Genomic DNA, 20,792 nt, shown 5'->3' on the forward strand with positions numbered 1-20,792 from the left:
TCCCGACCCTAGGGCCGGGGCTCGGGCGACCAGGACAGCCGGACCGTGAGATGCCCCTCGGCCGCCGCCTTGGCGATGACGGCGCCCGACTCGGCGGTCAGCTTCACCCCGAACTCCAGCTCGACGCCGTCCGGCCTCAGCGTGCCCTCGCGGAACACGCGCAGCGCGGACTCGGCAGCCGCGTGGATGCCCTCCAGGGCCTCGTCGAACGTACGGCCCGCCCGCGCCAGGGAGTTCTCGCCCCGCCCCACGGGCTGCGCGCCGGGCGCGCGGCCGTCCATCTCGACGACGACCTGGGCGCCGCTGTCGGTCGTGTACTGCATCAGCGTGCTCATAACGTCCCCCGGAACCATGAGAAGCGCGGCCGTCGTGGCGCACACCATTGTGTGCGATGAGCGCACACGCTGTCAGAGGATCACCGATCCGGCCCGATCGATCCGGCCTGTCCGTCGGCCCGATCGATCCGGCCTGTCCGTCGGTCCGATCCGTCCGGCGGATCCGTCCGTCCGCGAGCGACGCCGACGGGGGCTCGGGGCCACGGCCTACGCTGGGACGCGTGTACGAGGAACGTCCGTCGGCGCTCGACGGGGCCGTCGTGTGGACCCGGAGCGCACAGCGGCCCGGGGCCGGGGCCGCCCGTCCCGTGCTGCCCGACGGCTGCATGGACCTGCTCTGGACCGAGGGACGGCTGCTCGTCGCCGGGCCCGACACCGGCGCGTTCGTCCCGGCGGACGCGGACGCCCGGTACGTGGGGGTGCGCTTCGCGCCCGGCGACGCGCCCGCGCTGCTCGGTGTGCCCGCGCACGAGCTGCGCGACCGCAGGGTCGGGCTGGACGAGCTGTGGCCCTCCGCGCCGGTGCGCCGGCTGGCCGAGCGGGTGGGGGCGGCGGCCGACCCCGCCGCGGCCCTGGAGGAGCTCGCGCTGCGACGGGCCGCGCGGACTCCCGGCCCGGACCCGCTGCTGCGGGCCGTGGTCCGGGCACTGGACGCGGGGTACGGCGTCGCCGCGACCGCCGGGGCGGTCGGTCTGGGCGAACGTCAGCTCCGGCGGAGATCGCTCGACGCCTTCGGGTACGGCCCCAAGACGCTGGCCCGCATCCTGCGCCTCCAGCGGGCCCTGGCGCTGGTACGGGAGGGCCGGCCGTACGCCGAGGCGGCCCTCGCCGCCGGCTGCGCCGACCAGGCGCACCTCGCGCGGGAGGTGCGCGACCTGGCCGGCATGACGCTGGGCGCCTACGTCGCGTCGGCGAAGAGCGAGACGCCGCAGCCGTCGGGGTCCAGCACCACGGCGTAACGCTGCCCCCAGACGGCGTCCCAGGGCTTCAGCCGGCCGCGGTGGCCGGCGGAGACCAGAGCCTCGTAGACGGCGTCGACCTCGGCCGGGCTGCCGCACCGGAACGCCGGCCCCATCCGGTCGCCGCCCTGCGGACGGGTCCACCCGGGGTCGAAGGAGCGGATCACCTCCTCGGTGTCCCACAGCACCCGCATCCCGCCGGGCAGCGTGGCCTCGGCGTGCGGGGCGGTGTCGGCCTCCGGGGGGACGTCCAGGCCGAGCTGTCGGTAGAAGGCGAGGGAGGCGGCCATGTCGGAGACGACGAGGCCGAGGGCCGCGAGTCGTGGCGTAGTGGTCATGTCCGAACGGTAGGTGCACGGCCCCTGGCCGGTCTTGGAGGAATCGGACATGGGCCCGTGCGCCCCGGCGTCCCCTTCCGCACCGGTGGAGCGGCTCCTCCCGTCTCGTCGGGCGCCGGGCGCGCTCGGCCGTCGGCCGCGGGCCGGGCGTCCCCGGCGTTGAATGGGAGGACGCACGGGACCGGAGACGGGGCTCCGCCGGTTCCGCGGAGCCCTGGCACGAGGAGGCGGCGACGGTGAACGGCATACGGCATCGGGCGGTCGGACCAGCACTGGTCGGCGCCCTGGTGGTCGGCGTGGTCGCCGTGATGGCCGCGGTGTTCGGGCCCTACCTCCTCCGCCACGGAGGGCCGCGGGCCCGCGGCGTGGTCGACGGGGCCGCGCCGAACGCCCCCGGGCCGACGGTGTCCGGGCTCTCGGGTCACCCGTCCGGCCCAGCGAGGGTCCCCTCGACGGCGGGCCCCCCGCGCGAGGGGCGACTTCCCAGGCGAGAAGGGCGAGAAGGGCGAGAAGAGCCTCAAGGGTCGCCAAGGCCACGAGGGCGGCGAGAACGAGACCGGCGGCCCGGACGACGTGGGCGGCCGGGACACCCGGTGTCACCGGCTCCCGGCGGACGCCGGCCCGGACGGTGCCGCCGGTGCCGGAGTCCGGGGCGAGCGCTTCGGCGGCCCTTGGGCACCCCGGCCCCCCAAGAAAAGTAATGATAAAGTAAAGAAGATCCTTTACTTGCCTCGTAGGTGTTCATTCCGGAGGGGCGATCATGGGTACCCGGCGCACCCCGCTGCCCGGTGTCGGCACGCAGTACGACTTCACGACGGCGTCCGGCCAGCACATCTCCGTCGTCGTCCACCAGGACGGCCGCAGGTTCCTGGGTTTCTACCCGGCCGACGATCCCGACACCTGTCTGGCGTCGGTGCCCCTCGCGCCCGAAGAGGCCACCGCGCTGGCCCACTTGATCGATCCGGCGCTTCTCGACGCCATCCGCACGGACGGCCTCGACCTCGTCTCCGAGCACATCCCCCTCACCGGCCGCTCCCCGTACGCGGGCCGGCTGCTCGGGGACACCAGGGCGCGCAGCCGTACCGGGGCGTCGGTCGTGGCCGTCCTGCGGCGCACCGCGGCCCACCCCTCGCCCGGCCCGGACTTCAGACTGGCCTCCGGGGACACGCTGGTCGTCGTCGGCACCCGTGAAGGAGTGGACACCCTCGCCACGATCATCGGCGGTGGCTGACCATGCACAACACCACCGCGCTCCTCATAGAGCTCGGAGCGCTCATCCTCTGCCTGGGCCTGATAGGCCGGTTCGCCGGTCGCGTCGGCCTCTCCCCGATACCCCTCTACCTCCTCGCGGGCCTGGCCTTCGGCCACGGTGGTCTCGTCCCGCTCGACGCCAGTGTGGACTTCGTCGCCGTCGGCGCCGAGATCGGCGTCATCCTGCTGCTGCTCCTCCTGGGACTCGAATACAGCGCGTCCGAACTGGTCACCAGCCTTCGCACCCAGTACCCCTCCGGCGCCGTCGACTTCGTCCTCAACGCCACGCCCGGCGCGGCCGCCGCGCTCCTCCTCGGCTGGGGCCCGGTGGCCGCCGTCGCCCTCGCGGGGGTCACCTGGATCTCGTCCTCGGGCGTCATCGCCAAGGTCCTCACCGACCTCGGCCGCCTCGGCAACCGCGAAACACCCGCCGTCCTCGGCGTCCTCGTCATCGAGGACCTCTCGATGGCCCTCTATCTCCCGCTGCTCACCGCCCTGCTCGCGGGCGCCGGGCTGGCGGGCGCCGGCTTCGCACTGATCGTCGCCCTCGGCACGGTCGGCATCGTCCTGTACATCGCGTTGCGCCACGGCCATCTCCTGAGCCGCGCGGTCTCCTCCGACAATCCCGAGATGCTGCTCCTCGTCGTGCTCGGACTGACCGTGCTGGTCGCCGGGATCGCCCAGCAGCTGCAGGTCTCCGCGGCGGTCGGCGCGTTCCTCGTCGGCATCGCGCTCTCCGGCGAGGTCGCCGAGGGCGCCGGAAAGCTGCTCACTCCGCTCCGGGACCTCTTCGCCGCCGTCTTCTTCGTCTTCTTCGGCCTCTCGACCGCCCCCGCCGCGATCCCGCCCGTGCTGGTGCCCGCGCTGCTGCTCGCGCTGGTCACCGTCGTGACGAAGGTCTTCACCGGCTGGTACGCGGCCCGGCGCGTCGGCATCGGCCCGCGCGGGCGGCTGCGCGCGGGCGGCGCGCTGGTCGCCCGCGGCGAGTTCTCCGTCGTCATCGCCGGCCTCGCGGTCGCCACCGAACCGCGGATCGGCCCCATCGCCACGGCGTACGTGCTGATCCTGGTCCTCGTCGGCCCGTTCGCCGTCCGCTGGACCGAGCCCCTGGTGCGTCGTGTGCGGGGTCTGGTGACCAGCACCCGCCCCCCTCGCTCCAAGCCGCCCCCGCCGGGCTACGAGACCATCACGGAGAGCAGTGAGACCCCGGCCGCGAACTGAGCGGCCTCTCCTCGGCCCGCACCGCGACCAGCACACAGCTGGGCCCGTACTGCCAGACCGGGCCGGCCGCCTCGAAGCCCGCCTTGCGCAGCAGCTCCACATGGCGCTGCAACGTCAGGCCGTTGTCCCCGCACGGCGCGGGGCCCCGGCTGCGGCGTTCGGCCAGCGGGGCGGAGAGCTCGGGGGCGCACGCCGCCGCCGACCACCAGCCGTCCCAGTCCTCCTGGGCGTGGGCTCCCTGCCGTCGCGCGTGCCGCCTCGCCACCTCGTCGGCGAAGCCCGCCACGGCCGGGTCCTCCTGGAAGAGCTGGTCGCCGTTGACGAGGACGCCTCCCGGACGCAGGGCCGCGGCCATCTGCTCGTACACCGACAGCAGCGCCGGTTCCGGCAGGTAGTGCAGGGCCGTCGCGGAGACCACCGCGTCCGGTGCGCGGGTCAGTCCGAGCGACTCCAGCCAGCCCGGCGCCCCGATCGTCGCGTCGACGAACCGCACGAGGTCCCCGTGGTGGGCCCGCCCCAACGCCAGCAGCAGCGGGTCGGCGTCCACGGCCACGACCTCGGCGCGCGGCAGCCGGGCGGCGAGCCGCGCCGCCAGTGAACCGGGACCGCAGCCGAGGTCGGCGACCAGGGGACGCTCCCGGCGCGCCGTCGCCGCCTCGACGACATCGGTGATCACCGTGAAGCGGGCCTCGCGGTCGGTCGCGTACCGCTGCTGCTGGAGTTCCCACCGCCTGACCCACTCGCCCGCCCGCTCCGCCGTCAACCGCCCTGCCATGGTGAGCCCTTGCCTCAGTCGACAATGATTGTCATAAGCACTCCGATGGTGCCACACCGGCGTCCCCCGCCACACCCGTCCCGGACCCCCGCTCCACCCGTCCCGGACCCCCTGTCCCACCCGATCCGGGCCCCCGCCCCCCGTACAGCTCCGTGCGCCCATGCCCTCCGCGACGCCCTGACGCCCGCTCACGACCCCGCGCCGGCGCGGTGGAAAAAAGGTTGGCGCGCCGTCACATCGGCGGGCTAAGGTTTCCCTCGTTCCGGCCGGCCATGAAGGGCCGCCGGTGGCCGTACGGGAATCAGGAGGTGAGGACATTGATGACTGTCGTCGCGCGGGGTGCTGCCCGCACTCAAAAGATCATCATGCTCACCCCTGTGGTCCCCGGCTGAACATCACTGCCTGACGCGTCCACCGCGCGTGCCGGGGCCACCCTTGTGAAGGGTCCCCCTTGTCTTCTCTCTCCTCCCCTCTCGCTTCCTCGTCGCAGTCCCTGCTCCCGTACGGGTGGGACACCGACTGGGAGGCGCAGTTCGCGCCGTACGCCGACCGCGGGCTGGTCCCGGGACGGGTCGTACGCGTCGACCGCGGCCAGTGCGATGTCGTCACGGCCGACGGGATCGTCCGCGCGGACACCGCGTTCGTGACCCCCCACGATCCGCTGCGGGTCATCTGCACCGGTGACTGGGCCGCCGTCGAGACCGACGGCAACCCGCTCTACGTACGCGCGTACCTGCCGCGCCGTACCGCTTTCGTACGCTCCACCTCCTCCACCCGGTCCGAGGGGCAGATCCTCGCGGCCAACGTCGATCACGCGATCATCGCGGTCTCGCTCGCGGCCGAGATCGACCTCGGGCGGATCGAACGGTTCCTGGCCCTCGCCTGGGAGTCCGGTGCCCAGCCCCTCGTCGTGCTCACCAAGGCGGACCTGGTACCCGACCCGGTCGGGCTGTCCTACCTCGTGCAGGACGTCGAGACCACCGCGCCGGGTGTGCAGGTGCTGCCGGTCAGTTCCGCCACCGGCGAGGGCGTGGACGTGCTCGCCGCCGTGGTCGCGGGTGGCACCAGTGTGCTGCTCGGGGTGTCCGGCGCCGGGAAGTCGACCCTCGCCAACGCGCTGCTCGGCGAGGACGTCATGACCGTCCAGGCCGTCCGCGACATGGACGGCAAGGGACGGCACACCACGACGACCCGCAACCTGCTCGTGCTGCCCGGCGGCGGCGTGCTGATCGACACCCCCGGGCTGCGCGGCGTCGGGCTGTGGGACGCCGAGACCGGGGTCGGCCAGGTCTTCTCGGAGATCGAGGAGCTGGCGCGGGAGTGCCGCTTCCACGACTGCGCCCACGAGGCGGAGCCCGGGTGCGCGGTGCTCGCCGCGATCGAGGACGGTTCGCTGCCCGAGCGGCGGCTGGACAGCTACCGCAAGCTGCTGCGGGAGAACCGTCGCATCGTGGCCAAGACCGACGCCCGGCTGCGTACGGAGATCCTCAAGGACTGGAAGCGCAAGAACGCGGCAGGCCGCAGGGCGTTGGAGGCGAAGCGGGGGCGGTCGCGCTGACGCCGTGAGTGCCGCGACGGCCGGGCGCCGGGACCTCCCCGGCACCCGGCCGGTATCCGTCCCCTACGACCGGTGCCGGCGCCCGGCGGCCAGGCGCCCCGGCCGTCGTGTCCGAATCCCGCCAGCCCCGGCGGGCGGACCGACGCACACTGGATGCCGTGATGGACGAGGAGACCCGATACGAGGCGGTCAGCAGCCGGGACGCCAGGTTCGACGGCGAGTTCTTCTTCGCCGTCAGCACCACCGGTATCTACTGCCGGCCCAGCTGCCCGGCCGTGACGCCCAAGCGCGAGAACGTGACGTTCTTCCCGACCGCCGCTGCCGCCCAGGGACACGGTTTCCGGGCCTGCCGCCGGTGCAGGCCGGACGCCGTGCCGGGCTCGGCGGCCTGGAACGTACGCGCCGATGTCGTCGGCCGCGCCATGCGCCTGATCGGTGACGGTGTCGTCGACCGCGAGGGGGTGCCCGGGCTGGCCGGCCGGCTCGGCTACAGCGCCCGCCAGGTCCAGCGCCAGCTCAATGCCGAGCTCGGCGCCGGACCCGTCGCGCTCGCCCGGGCGCAGCGCGCCCACACCGCGCGCGTCCTGCTCCAGACCACCCCGCTGCCCGTCACCGAGGTCGCCTTCGCGGCCGGGTTCGCCAGCGTCCGCCAGTTCAACGACACCATCCGCCGGATCTACGCACGGACCCCCAGCCGGCTGCGCGTGGAGTCCGCCGCCGGTGTCGCGGGGCGGCCCGCGGCCGTCGCCGCCGGCATTCCGCTGCGGCTGGCCCACCGCGGGCCCTTCGCCGCTCGCGAGGTCTTCGACCTCCTCGCCGCCGAGGCCGTCGACCGCGTCGAGGAGGTCCTCGGAACCCCCGGCGCCCGCACCTACCGGCGGACCCTGCGGCTGCCGTACGGCTCCGGCATCGCCGCCGTCGACGAGCGCTCGGCCGGTCCGTGGCTGGAGGCCCGTATCCACCTCGCCGACCTGCGCGACCTCACCACCGCCGTGCAGCGTCTGCGCCGCCTCCTCGACCTCGACGCCGACCCGTACGCGGTCGGTGAGCGGCTGGCCGGGGACGCGGTGCTCGGGCCGCTGGTGACGGCCCGCCCGGGGCTGCGCTCGCCCGGCGCCGCAGATCCGGAGGAGTTCGCCGTGCGGGCCGTGACCGGGCGCGCGGAGGCCGCGCGGCTGGTCGAGGCGCACGGAACTCCGCTGGACAACCCGTGCGGCGGGCTCACCCATCTGTTCCCCGAGCCCGCCACGATCACCGGCCATCCCCAGGCCGGTCCGCTCGCCGCCGCGCTCGCGGCCGGGGACGTACGGCTCGATCCGGGCGCCGACCGGGACGAGGCCGAACGGGCGCTGCGCGCCCTGCCGGGGGTCACCGCACGCGCCGCCGCGCTGATCCGGATGCGGGCCCTGGGGGACCCGGACGTGGCGCTGGAGCCGGGGGCGGACCGCGAACGATGGCGGCCCTGGCGCTCGTACGCCACCCGGTACCTGGCCGCGACGGGAGGGCCCGCCGCCCCGTACGCCCGGCCGGCCGCCTCCCCGCGAGAGGTCGCGCACGCGTGACGCGCGGACCGGTCGGGCCACGAGTGACGGCCGGACCCGCGAGCGACGGAGACGCGCCACCCGGACGGGCGACGAACGCGTGACGCGAACGAGTGAGGGGGCGGGCGGGCGGGCCCGTGACGCGGGCCGGCCCGGCCCCCCGCACTCAGCTCCCGATCGCGGCGCCCACCCAGGCGCCGACGATGAGCAGACAGGCGAACAGCTCCACCAGCACGCTCGTGCCGATGGCCCGCATCACCGTCCGCGTCGCCGCCGCGGCCTGCCCGTGACCACCGAGCCGCTGCCGCTCGCAGAGGTAGATGCCCCCGATGTACCCGGGCACGGCCCCGAGCACCGGCACCAGCACGAAGCCGGCCACCGCCCCCGCCCCCGCGAACGCCACCATCCGGCGTGTCACCCCGACGCCGCGCAGCCGGCGGGCGGGCAGTTGCCAGAGCACGGCCTGGGTCACCAGCAACAGCGCCGTCGCGCCGACGAGCAGCCACCAGGCGAGACCGGTGTGCTCCTGCAGCGCCCACCAGAGCAGACCGGCCCACACCAGCAAGGACCCCGGCACGCCGGGCACCAGCACGCCGAACAGTCCCAGCAGCATCACCAGCCCGACCAGGACGAGCTGCCACACACCCATTCGCCCAGCCTGCCGGACCCGCCCCGTTCGCGCAGTTCGCCCCACCCGCACGGGTGTGTCTCCGCCGCCCGGCGGCCGACCGCTCAGCCGTTCCCCGCCGCCCCGGCGGCCGACCGCTCAGCCGCGCGCGACCCAGCCCCGTTCGTAGGCGTGCCAGCCCAGCTGGAGGCGGGTCGTCACACCCGTCAGCTCCATCAGGCCCTTCACCCGGCGCTGCACCGTCCGCAGCCCCAGATCCAGCTGCTTGGCGACGCTCGCGTCGGTCATCCCCGCCAGCAGCAGCGAAAGGATCTCCAGGTCCGTCGCGTCGGGCCCCGGCACCTCCGCCTCCGTCACCAGCGCGCCCGCGCCCAGCCGCAGCGGCAGCGCCTCCCGCCACACCGCCTCGAACAGACCCGTCAGCGACTCCAGCAGCCCGCTGGCGTGCACCACCAGTGCCGCCGGCTCCGCACCCCGGCCGGTCAGGGGCACCATGGCAAGCGTCCGGTCGGCGATGACCAGCTTCGTCGGGACCCGGTCGACCACCCGGACCCGTTCGTCGCGGCCGAGCGCCGCCGACAGCTCGACGATCCCGCTCGGCAGCGACAGCACCTCCCGCTCGACCACCACCCGGTAGGCGACCCCGCGGACCGCCGCCCGTTCCTCGGCCTCGGTGTCCGTCCCCGTCACCGCGATCGGCTTGCCCGTCACCAGCGCGCACACCTCGTCCGCCGCGCCCAGCCGGAGCTGGAGGAACCGGTGCGCGACGGCGCTCGCGCCCGTCACCACCTCGACCAGATCGTGCACGGCCGGTTCGGCCGCGTCCGACCGGTACTCCTCCACCAGCGTCGCCGCCGCCAGCTCCGCCCGCTCCAGCTCGTGCCGCTGCTGGGTGAGCAGCGCCCCCAGCGCCACCGCGGGCGGGGCCGCCACCCACCTGCCGGTCCGCGCCGACGACTGCGCGGCCAGTCCCTGCGCCTCCAGCCGCCGCAGCGCCCTCTCGGTGTCCGTCTCCGGCAGCGCCAACCGGTGCGCCAGGTCCGTCACCTCGGCCGCACCGAGCGCGACCAGCGCCCGGTAAGCCGACTCCTGGAGTTCGTCCAGCCCTATCGCCGCCAGCACCCCTGAACCCACCCCTCCGCCCCTCACGCTCACCGGACGCTCTCGTTCCACAGCCAGCCGTGGCGGGAACGGACCACGGCGTGAACCCGCCTCGCACATCATCCCCGCATCACTCGCCGCTCTGCCAATGTGACGGCCACCGCAGCACAACACCCTTGGGACGTGCGCCTTTTCACGCCTGCGCGCCGGAAACGCTCCGGAACCACTTGGGGAGAGCGATGCGCCCGATGTCGCGTACGGCACCGGCGGCGGCGACCGCCGCGGTCCTTGCCGTCACCGCGGTCGCGCCGTCCACGGCCGCCGTGCCGCAGGACGACCCGGCCGCGCACGCACCACTGACCGGCGGTCAGGCCGCCGCGCGCCGCGACGGAACGGGCACGAGGATCGCCGTCCTCGACACCGGGGCCGACGCCGAACACCCGGACCTCAAGGGCCGCATCACCGCGCACTCCTACGACGGCGGGGCGACCTGGACCGAGGCCCGGGCCGGCGAACGCGGCGGTCGCTGGAGCGCGCCCGTCGACCACGCGGGAGCCGCCGGGAAGCCCGTCACCCTCAGGACCCGGTTGACGGACGCCGACGGCAGCTCCGTCACCCACACCGTGATCCGCGCGTACGACGTGCGTTGATCACGCCGGTCCGCCGGGCGTCCTTCCCGTGGGGGGTGGGGCCGCCCGGCGGACCATTCGTACCGGCCCTTTCTCCCAATGCCCGGTTCCACGCGCGGCCCGCGGTGGACAATCGACGGCATGAACCCACAGGGGGAGACGCCCGCCGGCGAGGACGAGTGGTGGGACAGGCTGTACGACGACACCGCACCGGACACCCTCCCGGCCGCGACGGGCGACACGCTCGACGACCGCTTCGACTCGGTGTCCGGCACGGTGGCCGAGGCACCCGGCACCCCGCCCCAGGAGCCGCCGCGCACCGCCGGGGACCTCGGGCCGCCAAGCCCGCCGGACGTTCCGGCGCAGGCCCCAGCACCTGTTCCGCCGCCGCGACAACCGCCTGCTCCACCACGGCCGCCGACCGAAGGGGCGCGCCCCCGGGCCTGGTGGGAGCGCGAAACCGCGCAGCCGCCGCCACCGCGCGCCCCCTGGGAGCCCCCGGGCGCCACCGGTGGCCCCCGCGCCTTCCCCGCCGCCCCGCCCGCCGCGCCCCGGCCCGCCGCCGCGGCGCGCCCCGAGGCACCGCCCGCCGTCCCGGCCGCCCCTCCCGCCGCGCCGCCGCACCCCTTCGGCCCGCCGCGACCGCGCACCGGGCACGTGGGCGACGGCCCGCCCACCTACGGGGCCGAACCCACCGCCCTCCCGCTCGCCCACGCCGATCAGCTCGGCGAACTGGTCGCCGACACCGTCCTCGACGGCGCCCGGTACGGCACGTACACCCTGCGCGCCGTCTCCCTGCGGGGCGACTCCGCGCGCTACCGGGGCGAGCCGCGCCGCGACGCCCTGCTCACCGCCCGGTTCGGCACCGGCGACGCCTCGCTGGTCCTGGCCGCCGTGGCCACCGGTGCCCGCGGGGCGGGTGGTGCCCATCTGGCCGCGGCCGACGTCTGCCGCTGGATCGGCGCGGCCGTCGGGCGCAGCCACGCCCGCCTCGCCGAGGACATCAGGGCGGGCCACCGCGCCGACCTGAAGTCCGGGCTGCACCGGCTCGTCGACCGTACGTACGGAAGGCTGCGTGCCCGGGCGGCGGAGCTCGGTGCGGAACCGGGGGAGTACACCGCCCGGCTGCGCTGCCTGCTGCTGACCGCCGACCCCGAGTGCCGCACCCGCGTCTTCTTCGGCGTCGGCGAGGGAGGGCTGTTCCGGCTGCGGGACGGCGTCTGGCAGGACATCGAACCCGAGGTCCCCTCGTCCGCCACGGCCTCCGGTGGCCCGGTGGTCGGATTCGGCTCGCCCCCCTCCCCTCTTGAGCAGACCCCTGAGCAGACCCCTGAGGAGACCCCTGGGGGCGACCGTCCCACCCTTGACCTCGACATCCCCACGCCCCCCTCGCCGTACGTCGAGAGGCCCGTCCCGCCGCCGGCCGAACCGTTCCGTTTCCGCGCCTCCGTGGCACGCCCCGGCGACACGCTGCTGCTGGCCGGCCAGGGCTGGGCCGACCCCCTGCGCGGCGAGCCCGCCCTCGCGAAGGAGCTGGCCGAGCGCTGGGGAGCCGGGGGACCGCCGGGCCTGGCGGCGTTCCTCGCCGACACCCAGCTGAGGGTGAAGGGGTACGCCGATGACCGTACGGGTGTGGCCATCTGGGAGGCGTGACGGCGCCGGTCGTGCATGGATGGGACCATGGGCAAACAGAATGTGGCAGAACAGTTCGTCGACATCCTCGTCCGGGCCGGCGTCCAGCGGCTGTACGGCGTCGTCGGGGACAGCCTGAACCCTGTCGTCGACGCCATCCGGCGGACCCGCGGCATCGACTGGATCCAGGTCAGGCACGAGGAGGCCGCCGCCTTCGCGGCCGGCGCCGAGGCACAGATCACCGGCGGGCTCGCGGCCTGTGCCGGGTCCTGCGGTCCGGGCAACCTCCACCTGATCAACGGCCTGTACGACGCCCACCGGTCGATGGCGCCGGTGATCGCCCTCGCCTCGCACATCCCGTCGAGCGAGATCGGACTGGGTTACTTCCAGGAGACCCACCCCGACCGCCTCTTCCAGGAGTGCAGCCACTACAGCGAGATGATCTCCAGCCCGCAGCAGATGCCGCGGCTGCTCCAGACGGCGATCCAGCACGCCGTCGGACGCGGCGGCGTCAGCGTGGTCACGCTGCCGGGTGACATCGCCTCCGAAGCGGCCCCCGACAAGACCGTCGAGCACGCGCTGGTCACCTCGCGGCCCACCGTCCGCCCCGGAGACGCCGAGATCGACCAGCTCGTCAGGATGATCGACGACGCCGACCGGGTCACCCTGTTCTGCGGCAGCGGCACGAGGAGCGCGCACGCGGAGGTGATGCAGTTCGCGGAGCGCGTGAAGGCGCCGGTCGGGCACGCCCTGCGCGGGAAGGAATGGATCCAGTACGACAATCCGTACGACGTCGGGATGAGCGGCCTGCTCGGGTACGGCGCCGCCTACGAGGCCACCCATGAGTGCGACCTGCTGATCCTGCTGGGCACCGACTTCCCCTACCAGGCGTTCCTGCCCGACGACGTGAAGATCGTCCAGGTGGATGTGCGGCCCGAACACCTCGGCCGCCGCTCCAAGCTGGACCTGGCCGTCTGGGGCGACGTGCGCGAGACGCTGCGCTGCGTCATCCCGCGGGTACGCCCCAAGACCAGCCGCAAGTTCCTCGACAAGATGCTGAAGAAGCACGCCGACGCCCTCGAAGGGGTCGTCAAGGCGTACACCCGCAAGGTCGAGAAGCACATCCCGATCCACCCGGAGTACGTCGCCTCCGTCCTGGACGAAATCGCCGACGACGACGCCGTCTTCACCGTCGACACCGGGATGTGCAACGTCTGGGCGGCCCGTTACCTCACGCCCAACGGACGACGGCGGATCATCGGCTCGTTCAGCCACGGCTCGATGGCGAACGCGCTGCCCCAGGCCATCGGCGCCCAGTTCGTCGACCGCAAGCGCCAGGTCGTCTCCATGTCGGGCGACGGCGGATTCTCCATGCTGATGGGGGACTTCCTCACCCTGGTGCAGTACGACCTGCCGGTGAAGATCGTGCTGTTCAACAACTCCTCGCTGGGCATGGTGGAGCTGGAGATGCTGGTGGCGGGCCTGCCGTCGTACGGAACGAACAATCACAACCCGGACTTCGCGGCCATCGCGCGCGCGGCGGGCGCGTACGGTGTGCGCGTGGAGAAGCCGAAGCAGCTCGCGGGCGCGCTCAAGGACGCCTTCAAGCACAAGGGCCCGGCGCTCGTGGACGTGGTCACCGACCCCAACGCCCTCTCCATCCCGCCCAGGATCAGCGCGGACATGGTGACGGGTTTCGCGCTGTCGGCCAGCAAGATCGTCCTGGACGGAGGGGTGGGGCGGATGCTCCAGATGGCCCGTTCCAACCTGCGCAACGTCCCCCGACCCTGACCGCCGTGCCCCCGCCCGCCCCTTGTCGTCGCCCTGCCCACCCCGTCCGCTCCTCTGCCCCGCCCTGAGCTCCCACGGGCTTTCTCCTGACCCCGGCGTGCCCCTGTGCGCCCCTCCGGCGCGCCGTCGCCGGACGGGCCCGCAGGCGTGATGGTTCAGGGGCGAGGGCATGCATGCCGTGAGCCTGTTCGAGGGAAAGGGCCGATGACGTGCGGGTGGGGGCTATGAGTGGGCGTCAGGGAGGGGCCGGGCCCGTGACGGGCGAGCGGGAACGAGCACCGGAGGGGGAGAGGAAGCGGCCGGGAAGGCCGGCGCGACCGGGAGAGCCGCTCGCGTCGCCGGGACGGCCGGTGGTGTGGCGCAGAAACGTCGGCTGCGCCGATCTGACGGCCGTGTCCGAAGTGCGGCGCGCCCTGCGTGATCTGATGCGGCACTGGGGCGAACCGGACACGGCCGCCGTGGCGGAACTGCTCACGAGCGAGCTGGTGACCAACGCGCTGATCCACACCGACAGCGGCGCGGTCGTCACGGCGACCGTGACGGGCTCCCGGCTCCGCGTCGAGGTCCGCGACTTCGTCTCCGAGCTGCCCGCGCCGTACGTACCGGTCGCCGACGACGGTACGCACGGCAGGGGGCTCATCCTGGTCCAGGCGCTCGCGGACGCGTGGGGCGTGAAGACCCACGGCGTGGGCAAGGTCGTGTGGTTCGAGATGATCGGCGGGTCCGTCTGACGGACGCCGGCCAGCGTACCGTCCCGGAGCGCCTGCCCCGCCCTTCGGGCGGACGACGCCCTGGTGAGGACACTCCCTAGCCGAACTGCTGCTCCAGGTCCTTGAGCTTGCGCTCCAGCGAGTCGAGCCGGGGGAGCGCCTGGGTGTCGTCCTCCGCGGTGAGGTCGACGGCGCGGGACTCAGCGCCCCCGACGGCCTGGAGGGAGGGCCGGGGCCTATGCGGCAGACGTCCGGGATCCGCTATGGCGGGCTCCGCGACGGACGCCCCGACGGCGGCCGGTGCGGAACCCGATGAGGCGGCGGGTGCCGCGGTCATGGCCTGGACCTCGACCTGACGGCCGCCGCCGCGTCCGAGCCCCCAGGCCCGGTGCTGACGGTTGAGCGCCTTGATGTGCGCACGCTCCAGCTTCTCCTGGTCGCGCCGCCGGTGCCGGTTGAGCTGCTTCTCCCGGCGGTCCTCACGGACCTCCTCGACCGCCTCGTCCAGCGTACGGACCCCTTCGAGGAGCATCAGCGACCAGGCGCCGAACGTCTCGCGGGGGGCGCGCAGCCACCGTACGATCCGGATCTGCGGGAGCGGGCGGGGCACCAGGCCCTGTTCGCGCAGCGCGGCCCGCCGGGTCTGCTTCAGCGCCCGGTCGAAGAGGACCGCGGCCGACAGGGACATCCCGGCGAAGAACTGCGGGGCGCCGGCGTGCCCCAGCCCCCGGGGAGCGTGCACCCAGTTGAACCAGGCCGCCGCGCCGGCGAACGTCCAGACCAGCAGGCGCGAGCCGAGGGCCGCGTCGCCATGGCTCGCCTCGCGGACCGCGAGGACCGAGCAGAACATGGCGGCGCCGTCGAGGCCGAACGGGACGAGGTACTCCCAGCCGCCGGAGAGGCTGAGGTTCTGGCGGCCGAAGCCGACCAGGCCGTGGAAGGAGAGTGCGGCGGCGACCGCCGCGCAGCAGAAGAGGAGCAGATAGGAGGCGGTGCCGTAGACGGCCTCCTTGCGCCTGCGGCGCTCCTCGGTGCGCTCCCAGGTGTCGTCGGCCGCGGCCTTGTCCCCGGCGCGCCTGCCGCGCGCGAGCACTGCCACCGCCGCCAGGACTCCCACGAGCATCACGCCACCGGGAAGCAGCCAGTCCAGCGATATGTCGGTCGGTCTCATGCGGTGTCCCTTGCATCGCGGTAGGGCGTTTCGGCCGCCATACTGGCCGAAGCCCCAGGAGCCTCAAGGGGTTTCGGTGCAAGAGAACGCCATCGGGGTGGCGCGGCATACGAAGAGGTGCGGTTCGGTCGAACTGCCTTACGGGTGAACCGCATTCGGTTCGATTCATGTCACTCGTCCGGGTGGTGCGGCCCCTGGTGCGGCCGGGCCGGGCCGGGACGATGCGGCCGGGGCGGGACAGTACGGCCGGGGCGGCCGGGCCCCTTCCGCGCGGTCCCTCCGGAGGACGTGCCGGGTCCGGGGCGGAGCGCGTGCGGGACCGCGGGCCCCGCCGCATGCGGTGACGGGGTGGGAGCGGGCCTCAGGCCGTCGCGCTGAGCTTGCGGACGCGGTCGGCGTCGCAGGTGCGCGGGCAGGTGACGCAGGTGTCCTCGGGGCGGAGCGTGTAGAAGAGGCAGCAGCTCGCCCGGTCGCGGGTCGGCAGCACCTCGCCGTCCGGGCCCGCCAGCTCGCGGAACCCGGGCGTGCCGACGTACGGCTTGGCCGTGCCCGGCAGCAGCAGCCCCAGCTCGGCCATGGCGCGCCCCTCCTCGCCCAGCAGGTGCCCGATGTACCAGAGGCTTTCGACGATCTCGTCGGTCGCCATGCCCCACAGGGCCCGCTTGCCGCGCCGCATACGGGGGCCGAAGCCGTCCAGGACCGGACCGAGATGCTCGGCGACGGCCGCGCGGGCCTCGCCGCGCAGCGCCTCCTCGTCGGGGACGACACGCGCGCCCGGGAGCGAGGCGGCCGGGTCGTCCGGCAGGCACGAGAACTCCCGCACCCGCACGTCCATCCGCCCGAGCTCCCGGTGGAAGGCCACGTCCTCGACCGCCAGACGGGGTACCCGGCGGTCCACGAACCAGGGGACGGTGATCAGGAGACAGGCGGGCCAGGCGTACCGGTGCAGGCCGAAGCTGGCGACGACGTCGGGGCGGGCCCGCTGCCCGTAGTCCCGCAGGACCTGGGCGTCGTCCCAGGCCAGGAACGCGTCCAGGGAGGGTCCGCCGGCCGCGAGCTCGTCCGCGCCGACCCAGCCGTCCCCCCGGGGAGACCGCTCGTCGTCCGCGAGCTCCCGCACGCGCAGCCCCGGGAACACCTCGGCGAGGCGGGCGTAGGCGTCGGTGACGGGTGAGGCGAGGGCGGGCAACAGGGTGTGGACAGACATGCGGAGGACCACCGAATCGGGATCGTTGGCAGGTAAGCCTTACCTTACCCGATCTGATCGATGTGTGAACTGTGCCCTCGTGCGCCTATCGTGCACAGGGGGCCCCTCCACTGCGAGCCGGGCCCAGCCCCCAGGCGGCAGGAGGACCCGAGTGGAGCAGCGAAGAGCGTGCGAGGACGCCACGCCGCGGCCACGCGCGTCCCATGCCGCCTCACGCGTCCCCGAGCAGGCTCGCGGCGAGCACACCCACGGCGAACCGTCCGCCAAGCGCCCCGCCGCCGTCCGGCACGCCGTGCAGCGCCACTCCGTGCGCGGACAGATCCTCGACGCCCTGCGCACCGCGCTCGTCGGCGGTGAGCTGGTTCCCGGCGTGGTCTACTCGGCACCCGTCCTCGGCGAGCGCTTCGGGGTCTCCGCCACCCCGGTCCGCGAGGCGATGCAGCAGCTCGCCATCGAGGGCGCGGTCAAGGTCGTGCCCAACCGGGGATTCCGCGTCACCGAGCGCACCCCCCGCGAGCTCGCCGAGCTCGCCGAGATCCGCGCCCTGATCGAGGTCCCGGTCATGCTGCGCCTGGCCCGCACCGTCCCGGCCGCCCGCTGGAGCGAGCTCCGCCCGCTGGCCGAGGCAACGGCCGCCGCGGCGGCCCGCGGCGACCGCGCCCACTACGCCGAGTCCGACCGCGCCTTCCACCGCGCGGTCCTCGGGCTCGCCGGCAACGAACAACTGGTCGCCGTCGCCGAGGACCTGCACCGCCGCGCCCAGTGGCCCCTGGTGAACATGCCCGCCACCCGGCGCGCGGACCTCGTCGCGGACGCGGCGGAACACGGCGCCCTTCTCGACGCGCTCGTCGCCCAGGACCTGACGGTGGTGCAGTCGCTGGTGCGGGAGCACTTCACCAGCGCCAAGGGCTGAGGGGAGCGCGCGTGCGCGCGGCGGTATGGGAGCTGGCGAACCAGCTGGGCGTGGTCGCCGCCACCCCGGGCGAACTGCTCTCGGCCGCCCTGCTGACGGACGCCCGGCGCACGGTACGGGTGGAACTGCCGTCGCCGCACCCGCGCGACGTCACCGGACTCGTCGACTCGCTGCGCACGCTGGGTCATCTGCGGGTGGAGCTCGGGACCCGGCCCTCCCCGGCCGCCGGAGCCGCCCGGCCGGCCCCCTTCGATCTCCGCGACCCCGCCGCCGTCTGTGCGGCCGGACCCCTCGGGGTCACGGCGGCCTACGAAGCCATGGCCGACGGCGACGACCACGGCGGACTGCGGCCGGCGTGGCTGCGGGCCGGGCAGTCCCTGATCCGGGACCAGGAGCCGGCCGCCCGCGCGCTGGTACTGCTCGCCGCGCTGACCGACGGGGCGGACCCGCGCACGCGCGACACGCTGAAGGAACTGGCTGCGGGAGCGGACTGGAGCGTGCGCTGGTCCCGTGCGCGGGGCGATGCCTCCGCTCCGTGGCCCGGCCCGGTGGCCGCGCTGACCACCGGCGGGGGGCGGCTGCTGATGGCCGATCGCCTCGGCACCGTACGGTCCCTGGGCGCGCCCGGCGAAGGAACACCGGACCGGGTGACGCCCGGCGGTCCGAGGGTGAAGGCGCTCGCGGCCCTGACGGACGGACGTTCCGGCGACCCCACGCTGCTGCTGTTGGACGAACGGGGCCGCCTGCACGTCCGGGGCGCCCCCGCGCCCCGGCTCGTCACCGCCGTCGCGACCACCCTGGAGCGGCACCCGGGCACCTCGCTCGCGGTGACGGCCGGCGCCGTGGTGGTCGGCGACCGTACGGGCTCCGTCCACGCCTTCGGCCCGCAGGGCCTGCACCAGGAGGCACCGCACTCCGGGCGGGTCACCGCGCTGGCGGCCGTCGACGCGCCCGCCCCGCTCGTGTATAGCGGAGGAACGGACGGCACGGTACGCGCCTGGTCGCCCGGCGGTCCGGCCCTCCGCGACCCGATCGCCCGGCGCCCGTACCCGGTCGTCGCCCTGCACGCGGCGCCGACGCCCACGGGACCGGCCGTCGCGGTGGCCTGGAACGACGGCCTCGTCGCCCTCCACCGACCGGGCCCGGGCCGCCGCGACGGCGCGGCGCGGCACTTTCGCCCCGGCCCGCCGGTCCGCGCGCTGGCCGTCCTGCCCGACGGCTCCCTGGTCGTCGGAACGGACGAGGCGCTGGTCTGCCTGCGGCCCCGGTGAGGACCGTTCGCCTATGCTGCGTCGCAAGCGGCGAAGGAGGCTGACGCGTGCTGGTCCTCGGGGCCTCCCAGGTGGAGGAGCTGCTCGACACCGACGAGCTGATCGACGCCCTGGCGTCGGCCATGTCGGACCTCAGCGCCGGCCGGGCGTCCGTGCCCGACCGCGTGGCCGCCCTGGTACCGGAGCGGGAGGCGTTCCTCGCCGCCATGCCGGGCCATGTGCCCTCCGCCGGGGTGCTGATGGCCAAACTGGTCTCCCTCTTCCCCCGCAACGAGGGCACACGGCTGCCGACCCACCAGGCCGTCATCGTCGTGTTCGACCCGGAGACCGGCGCGCCCACCGGACTGCTGGACGGAACGGTCATCACCGCCGCCCGCACCGCCGCCGGTTCGGCGCTGTCGGCCCGTCTGCTGGCCCGCGAGGACGCCACGGTGCTCGCCGTCCTCGGCACCGGCGTGCAGGCCCGCGCGCACGCGCGCGCCCTGTGCCGGGTGCGCCCCATCCGCCGGATCAGGGTCGCCGGGCGCGACCCGGCCAAGGCGCACGCGCTCGCCGACGAACTCGCGTCGGCCCTGGAGCCGGGCATCGACGTCCTGGCCGTCGCGGACTACCCGCAGGCGCTCGACGGCGCCGACGTCGTCGCCGCCGCGACCCACGCCGTGGACCCCGTCGTCCGGCGCGAATGGCTGTCCCCCGGCGTGCACATCGCCTCCGTCGGGTTCAACCCGGCGGGCCGGGAGGTCGACGACGCGACGGTCGCCGACGCGCTTGTCTGCGTCGAGTCCCGGCAGGCCGCCCTGGCCCCCTTCCCCGCGGGTAGCAGCGACCTGCTGATGCCGATCCGCGACGGAGTCATCACGGCCGAGCACATCCACGCCGAGGTGGGCGAGATCATCAACGGCACCAGGCCGGGGCGCACTTCACCCGGCCTCATCACGCTCTACAAGTCGGTGGGCGTCGCCGCCCAGGACGCGGCCGCGGCCGCGCTGGTCCTCTCCGCCGCCCGCGCGCGGGGGCTCGGCGAGGAGATCACCCTGCGCTGACCCGACGGACGGGGCCGCCCCGGCGGACCGGCCGGGGCGGCGGGGGACGGGCGACGGACGACGGACCGCCGTTCCGGGGAGCGGAGTACGCACGGGTTCACGCACGGGTTCACGCACGGTCACCTCCCGGGGCCCGGCCGCCATCGGCGAGCTGGTTGAGAGCGCGACTATCTTCGCTGGTCAGTTGGGGTGAGCGACGGCCTTCACAGGGGTAGGACGGGTCATGTGAAAAACCAAAGCCTGGTCACGGTACGTGCGTTCACCCAGCGATTCAGCTCCACGCGCCTGGGTGCGCGGCTCGCCCGGCACCTCGCCGGACACCGCCTCGACACATGGGGAATCCCGTACGGGAGCGACTGCGGCGAGGCGGCCGCCCTGATCGTCGCCGAACTCGCCGCGAACGCCGCGACACACGGCCGGGTGCCCGGGCGGGACTTCGAGCTGCGGCTCGTGCTGTCGGGCGCCCGCGAGCTGCGCATCGAGGTGAGCGACGCCCGGGGGGAGCGCCGCCCGCTGCTGGCCCGTCCGGAGGACCAGGGCGAGTGCGGGCGGGGGCTGCTGCTCGTCGCGACCCTGGCCGAGGCCTGGGGAGTGGTCGAGCGCCGGCCGGTCGGCAAGACCGTGTGGGCGGAGCTGCGTACGGGCGGACACCGCCCCTTCGGCGGGGCCTGCCTCGCCCCGAGCGGACCCGGGCCGTGGGGCGCGACCGCGCTGTAGC

At 74.6% G+C, this 20,792-nt stretch carries 20 protein-coding genes; 13 read left to right on the forward strand and 7 right to left on the reverse strand.

Annotated features, from left to right (window positions below):
* Positions 1-8: 8 nt before the first annotated feature.
* The gene (locus tag PUR26_RS29680) at positions 9-335 is read right to left on the reverse strand and encodes a CU044_2847 family protein (protein ID WP_329877074.1); all 327 of its coding nucleotides are present in this window, start codon (positions 333-335) and stop codon (positions 9-11) included.
* Positions 336-556: 221 nt separating this feature from the next.
* Here PUR26_RS29680 and PUR26_RS29685 point away from each other — a divergent pair, with 221 nt between their 5' ends.
* Positions 557-1,294 carry a helix-turn-helix domain-containing protein gene (locus PUR26_RS29685; protein ID WP_443077212.1) on the forward strand — a complete coding sequence of 246 codons (738 nt, stop codon included), beginning with the start codon at positions 557-559 and terminating at the stop codon, positions 1,292-1,294.
* Here PUR26_RS29685 and PUR26_RS29690 read toward each other — a convergent pair.
* The gene (locus tag PUR26_RS29690) at positions 1,234-1,683 is read right to left on the reverse strand and encodes a VOC family protein (RefSeq protein WP_329877076.1); all 450 of its coding nucleotides are present in this window, start codon (positions 1,681-1,683) and stop codon (positions 1,234-1,236) included. The two genes, PUR26_RS29685 and PUR26_RS29690, sit on opposite strands and share 61 nt — an antisense overlap.
* 709 nt (positions 1,684-2,392) lie before the next feature.
* Here PUR26_RS29690 and PUR26_RS29695 point away from each other — a divergent pair.
* Positions 2,393-2,863: a cation:proton antiporter regulatory subunit gene (locus PUR26_RS29695; RefSeq protein WP_329877078.1), complete on the forward strand. Its 471-nt coding sequence runs from the start codon at positions 2,393-2,395 to the stop codon at positions 2,861-2,863.
* 2 nt (positions 2,864-2,865) lie between these two features.
* Positions 2,866-4,104, forward strand: a complete 1,239-nt coding sequence (locus PUR26_RS29700; protein ID WP_329877080.1) for a cation:proton antiporter — start codon at positions 2,866-2,868, stop codon at positions 4,102-4,104.
* Here PUR26_RS29700 and PUR26_RS29705 read toward each other — a convergent pair.
* Entirely contained in the window at positions 4,070-4,879 is an 810-nt protein-coding gene (locus PUR26_RS29705) for a class I SAM-dependent methyltransferase (protein ID WP_329877082.1), read from the reverse strand. The two genes, PUR26_RS29700 and PUR26_RS29705, sit on opposite strands and share 35 nt — an antisense overlap.
* Before the next feature lie 451 nt (positions 4,880-5,330).
* Here PUR26_RS29705 and rsgA point away from each other — a divergent pair, with 451 nt between their 5' ends.
* Together rsgA and PUR26_RS29715 are read left to right on the forward strand one after the other, a co-directional pair.
* On the forward strand, positions 5,331-6,437 hold the full coding sequence (gene rsgA / locus PUR26_RS29710) for a ribosome small subunit-dependent GTPase A (RefSeq protein ID WP_329877084.1): 1,107 nt from the start codon (positions 5,331-5,333) through the stop codon (positions 6,435-6,437).
* 161 nt (positions 6,438-6,598) lie between these two features.
* Positions 6,599-7,999 carry a DNA-3-methyladenine glycosylase 2 family protein gene (locus PUR26_RS29715; RefSeq protein ID WP_329877230.1) on the forward strand — a complete coding sequence of 467 codons (1,401 nt, stop codon included), beginning with the start codon at positions 6,599-6,601 and terminating at the stop codon, positions 7,997-7,999.
* Positions 8,000-8,144: 145 nt separating this feature from the next.
* On the opposite strand, the gene PUR26_RS29720 is transcribed toward PUR26_RS29715, so the two are convergent.
* Entirely contained in the window at positions 8,145-8,627 is a 483-nt protein-coding gene (locus tag PUR26_RS29720) for a DUF456 domain-containing protein (RefSeq protein ID WP_329877086.1), read from the reverse strand.
* A gap of 117 nt (positions 8,628-8,744) precedes the next feature.
* A complete protein-coding gene (locus tag PUR26_RS29725; protein WP_329877232.1) occupies positions 8,745-9,728 on the reverse strand; it encodes a helix-turn-helix domain-containing protein in 984 nt (327 codons plus the stop codon).
* Between the two features lie 227 nt (positions 9,729-9,955).
* On the opposite strand from PUR26_RS29725, the gene PUR26_RS29730 reads away from it, so the two are divergent.
* The 4 genes from PUR26_RS29730 to PUR26_RS29745 all read left to right on the forward strand — a co-directional run bounded on the left by PUR26_RS29730 (position 9,956) and on the right by PUR26_RS29745 (position 14,490).
* On the forward strand, positions 9,956-10,357 hold the full coding sequence (locus tag PUR26_RS29730; RefSeq protein ID WP_329877087.1) for a hypothetical protein: 402 nt from the start codon (positions 9,956-9,958) through the stop codon (positions 10,355-10,357).
* A 120-nt stretch (positions 10,358-10,477) separates the two neighbouring features.
* Positions 10,478-11,989 carry a protein phosphatase 2C domain-containing protein gene (locus tag PUR26_RS29735; RefSeq protein ID WP_329877089.1) on the forward strand — a complete coding sequence of 504 codons (1,512 nt, stop codon included), beginning with the start codon at positions 10,478-10,480 and terminating at the stop codon, positions 11,987-11,989.
* A gap of 27 nt (positions 11,990-12,016) precedes the next feature.
* A complete protein-coding gene (locus tag PUR26_RS29740) occupies positions 12,017-13,759 on the forward strand; it encodes a pyruvate dehydrogenase (protein WP_329877091.1) in 1,743 nt (580 codons plus the stop codon).
* 350 nt (positions 13,760-14,109) lie between these two features.
* Positions 14,110-14,490: an ATP-binding protein gene (locus PUR26_RS29745; protein WP_329877093.1), complete on the forward strand. Its 381-nt coding sequence runs from the start codon at positions 14,110-14,112 to the stop codon at positions 14,488-14,490.
* Between the two features lie 76 nt (positions 14,491-14,566).
* Here the strand turns inward: PUR26_RS29745 and PUR26_RS29750 are convergent, their stop codons facing one another.
* Together PUR26_RS29750 and PUR26_RS29755 are read right to left on the reverse strand one after the other, a co-directional pair.
* Complete coding sequence (locus PUR26_RS29750) at positions 14,567-15,640, reverse strand: DUF2637 domain-containing protein (protein WP_329877095.1); 1,074 nt, start codon at positions 15,638-15,640, stop codon at positions 14,567-14,569.
* Positions 15,641-16,001: 361 nt separating this feature from the next.
* Positions 16,002-16,847 carry a (2Fe-2S)-binding protein gene (locus PUR26_RS29755; RefSeq protein ID WP_329877097.1) on the reverse strand — a complete coding sequence of 282 codons (846 nt, stop codon included), beginning with the start codon at positions 16,845-16,847 and terminating at the stop codon, positions 16,002-16,004.
* A gap of 151 nt (positions 16,848-16,998) precedes the next feature.
* Here PUR26_RS29755 and PUR26_RS29760 point away from each other — a divergent pair, with 151 nt between their 5' ends.
* The 4 genes from PUR26_RS29760 to PUR26_RS29775 all read left to right on the forward strand — a co-directional run bounded on the left by PUR26_RS29760 (position 16,999) and on the right by PUR26_RS29775 (position 20,791).
* Complete coding sequence (locus PUR26_RS29760) at positions 16,999-17,760, forward strand: GntR family transcriptional regulator (RefSeq protein ID WP_329877099.1); 762 nt, start codon at positions 16,999-17,001, stop codon at positions 17,758-17,760.
* Between the two features lie 11 nt (positions 17,761-17,771).
* Positions 17,772-19,031 (forward strand): WD40 repeat domain-containing protein, encoded by a 1,260-nt coding sequence (locus PUR26_RS29765; RefSeq protein WP_329877101.1) that lies wholly within the window; start codon positions 17,772-17,774, stop codon positions 19,029-19,031.
* A 47-nt stretch (positions 19,032-19,078) separates the two neighbouring features.
* Complete coding sequence (locus tag PUR26_RS29770; protein ID WP_329877102.1) at positions 19,079-20,074, forward strand: ornithine cyclodeaminase family protein; 996 nt, start codon at positions 19,079-19,081, stop codon at positions 20,072-20,074.
* Between the two features lie 225 nt (positions 20,075-20,299).
* Entirely contained in the window at positions 20,300-20,791 is a 492-nt protein-coding gene (locus PUR26_RS29775) for an ATP-binding protein (RefSeq protein WP_329877104.1), read from the forward strand.
* Position 20,792: the final 1 nt, after the last annotated feature.

The sequence above is a fragment of the Streptomyces sp. SP18CS02 genome (assembly GCF_036322365.1).
GTDB lineage: Bacteria > Actinomycetota > Actinomycetes > Streptomycetales > Streptomycetaceae > Streptomyces.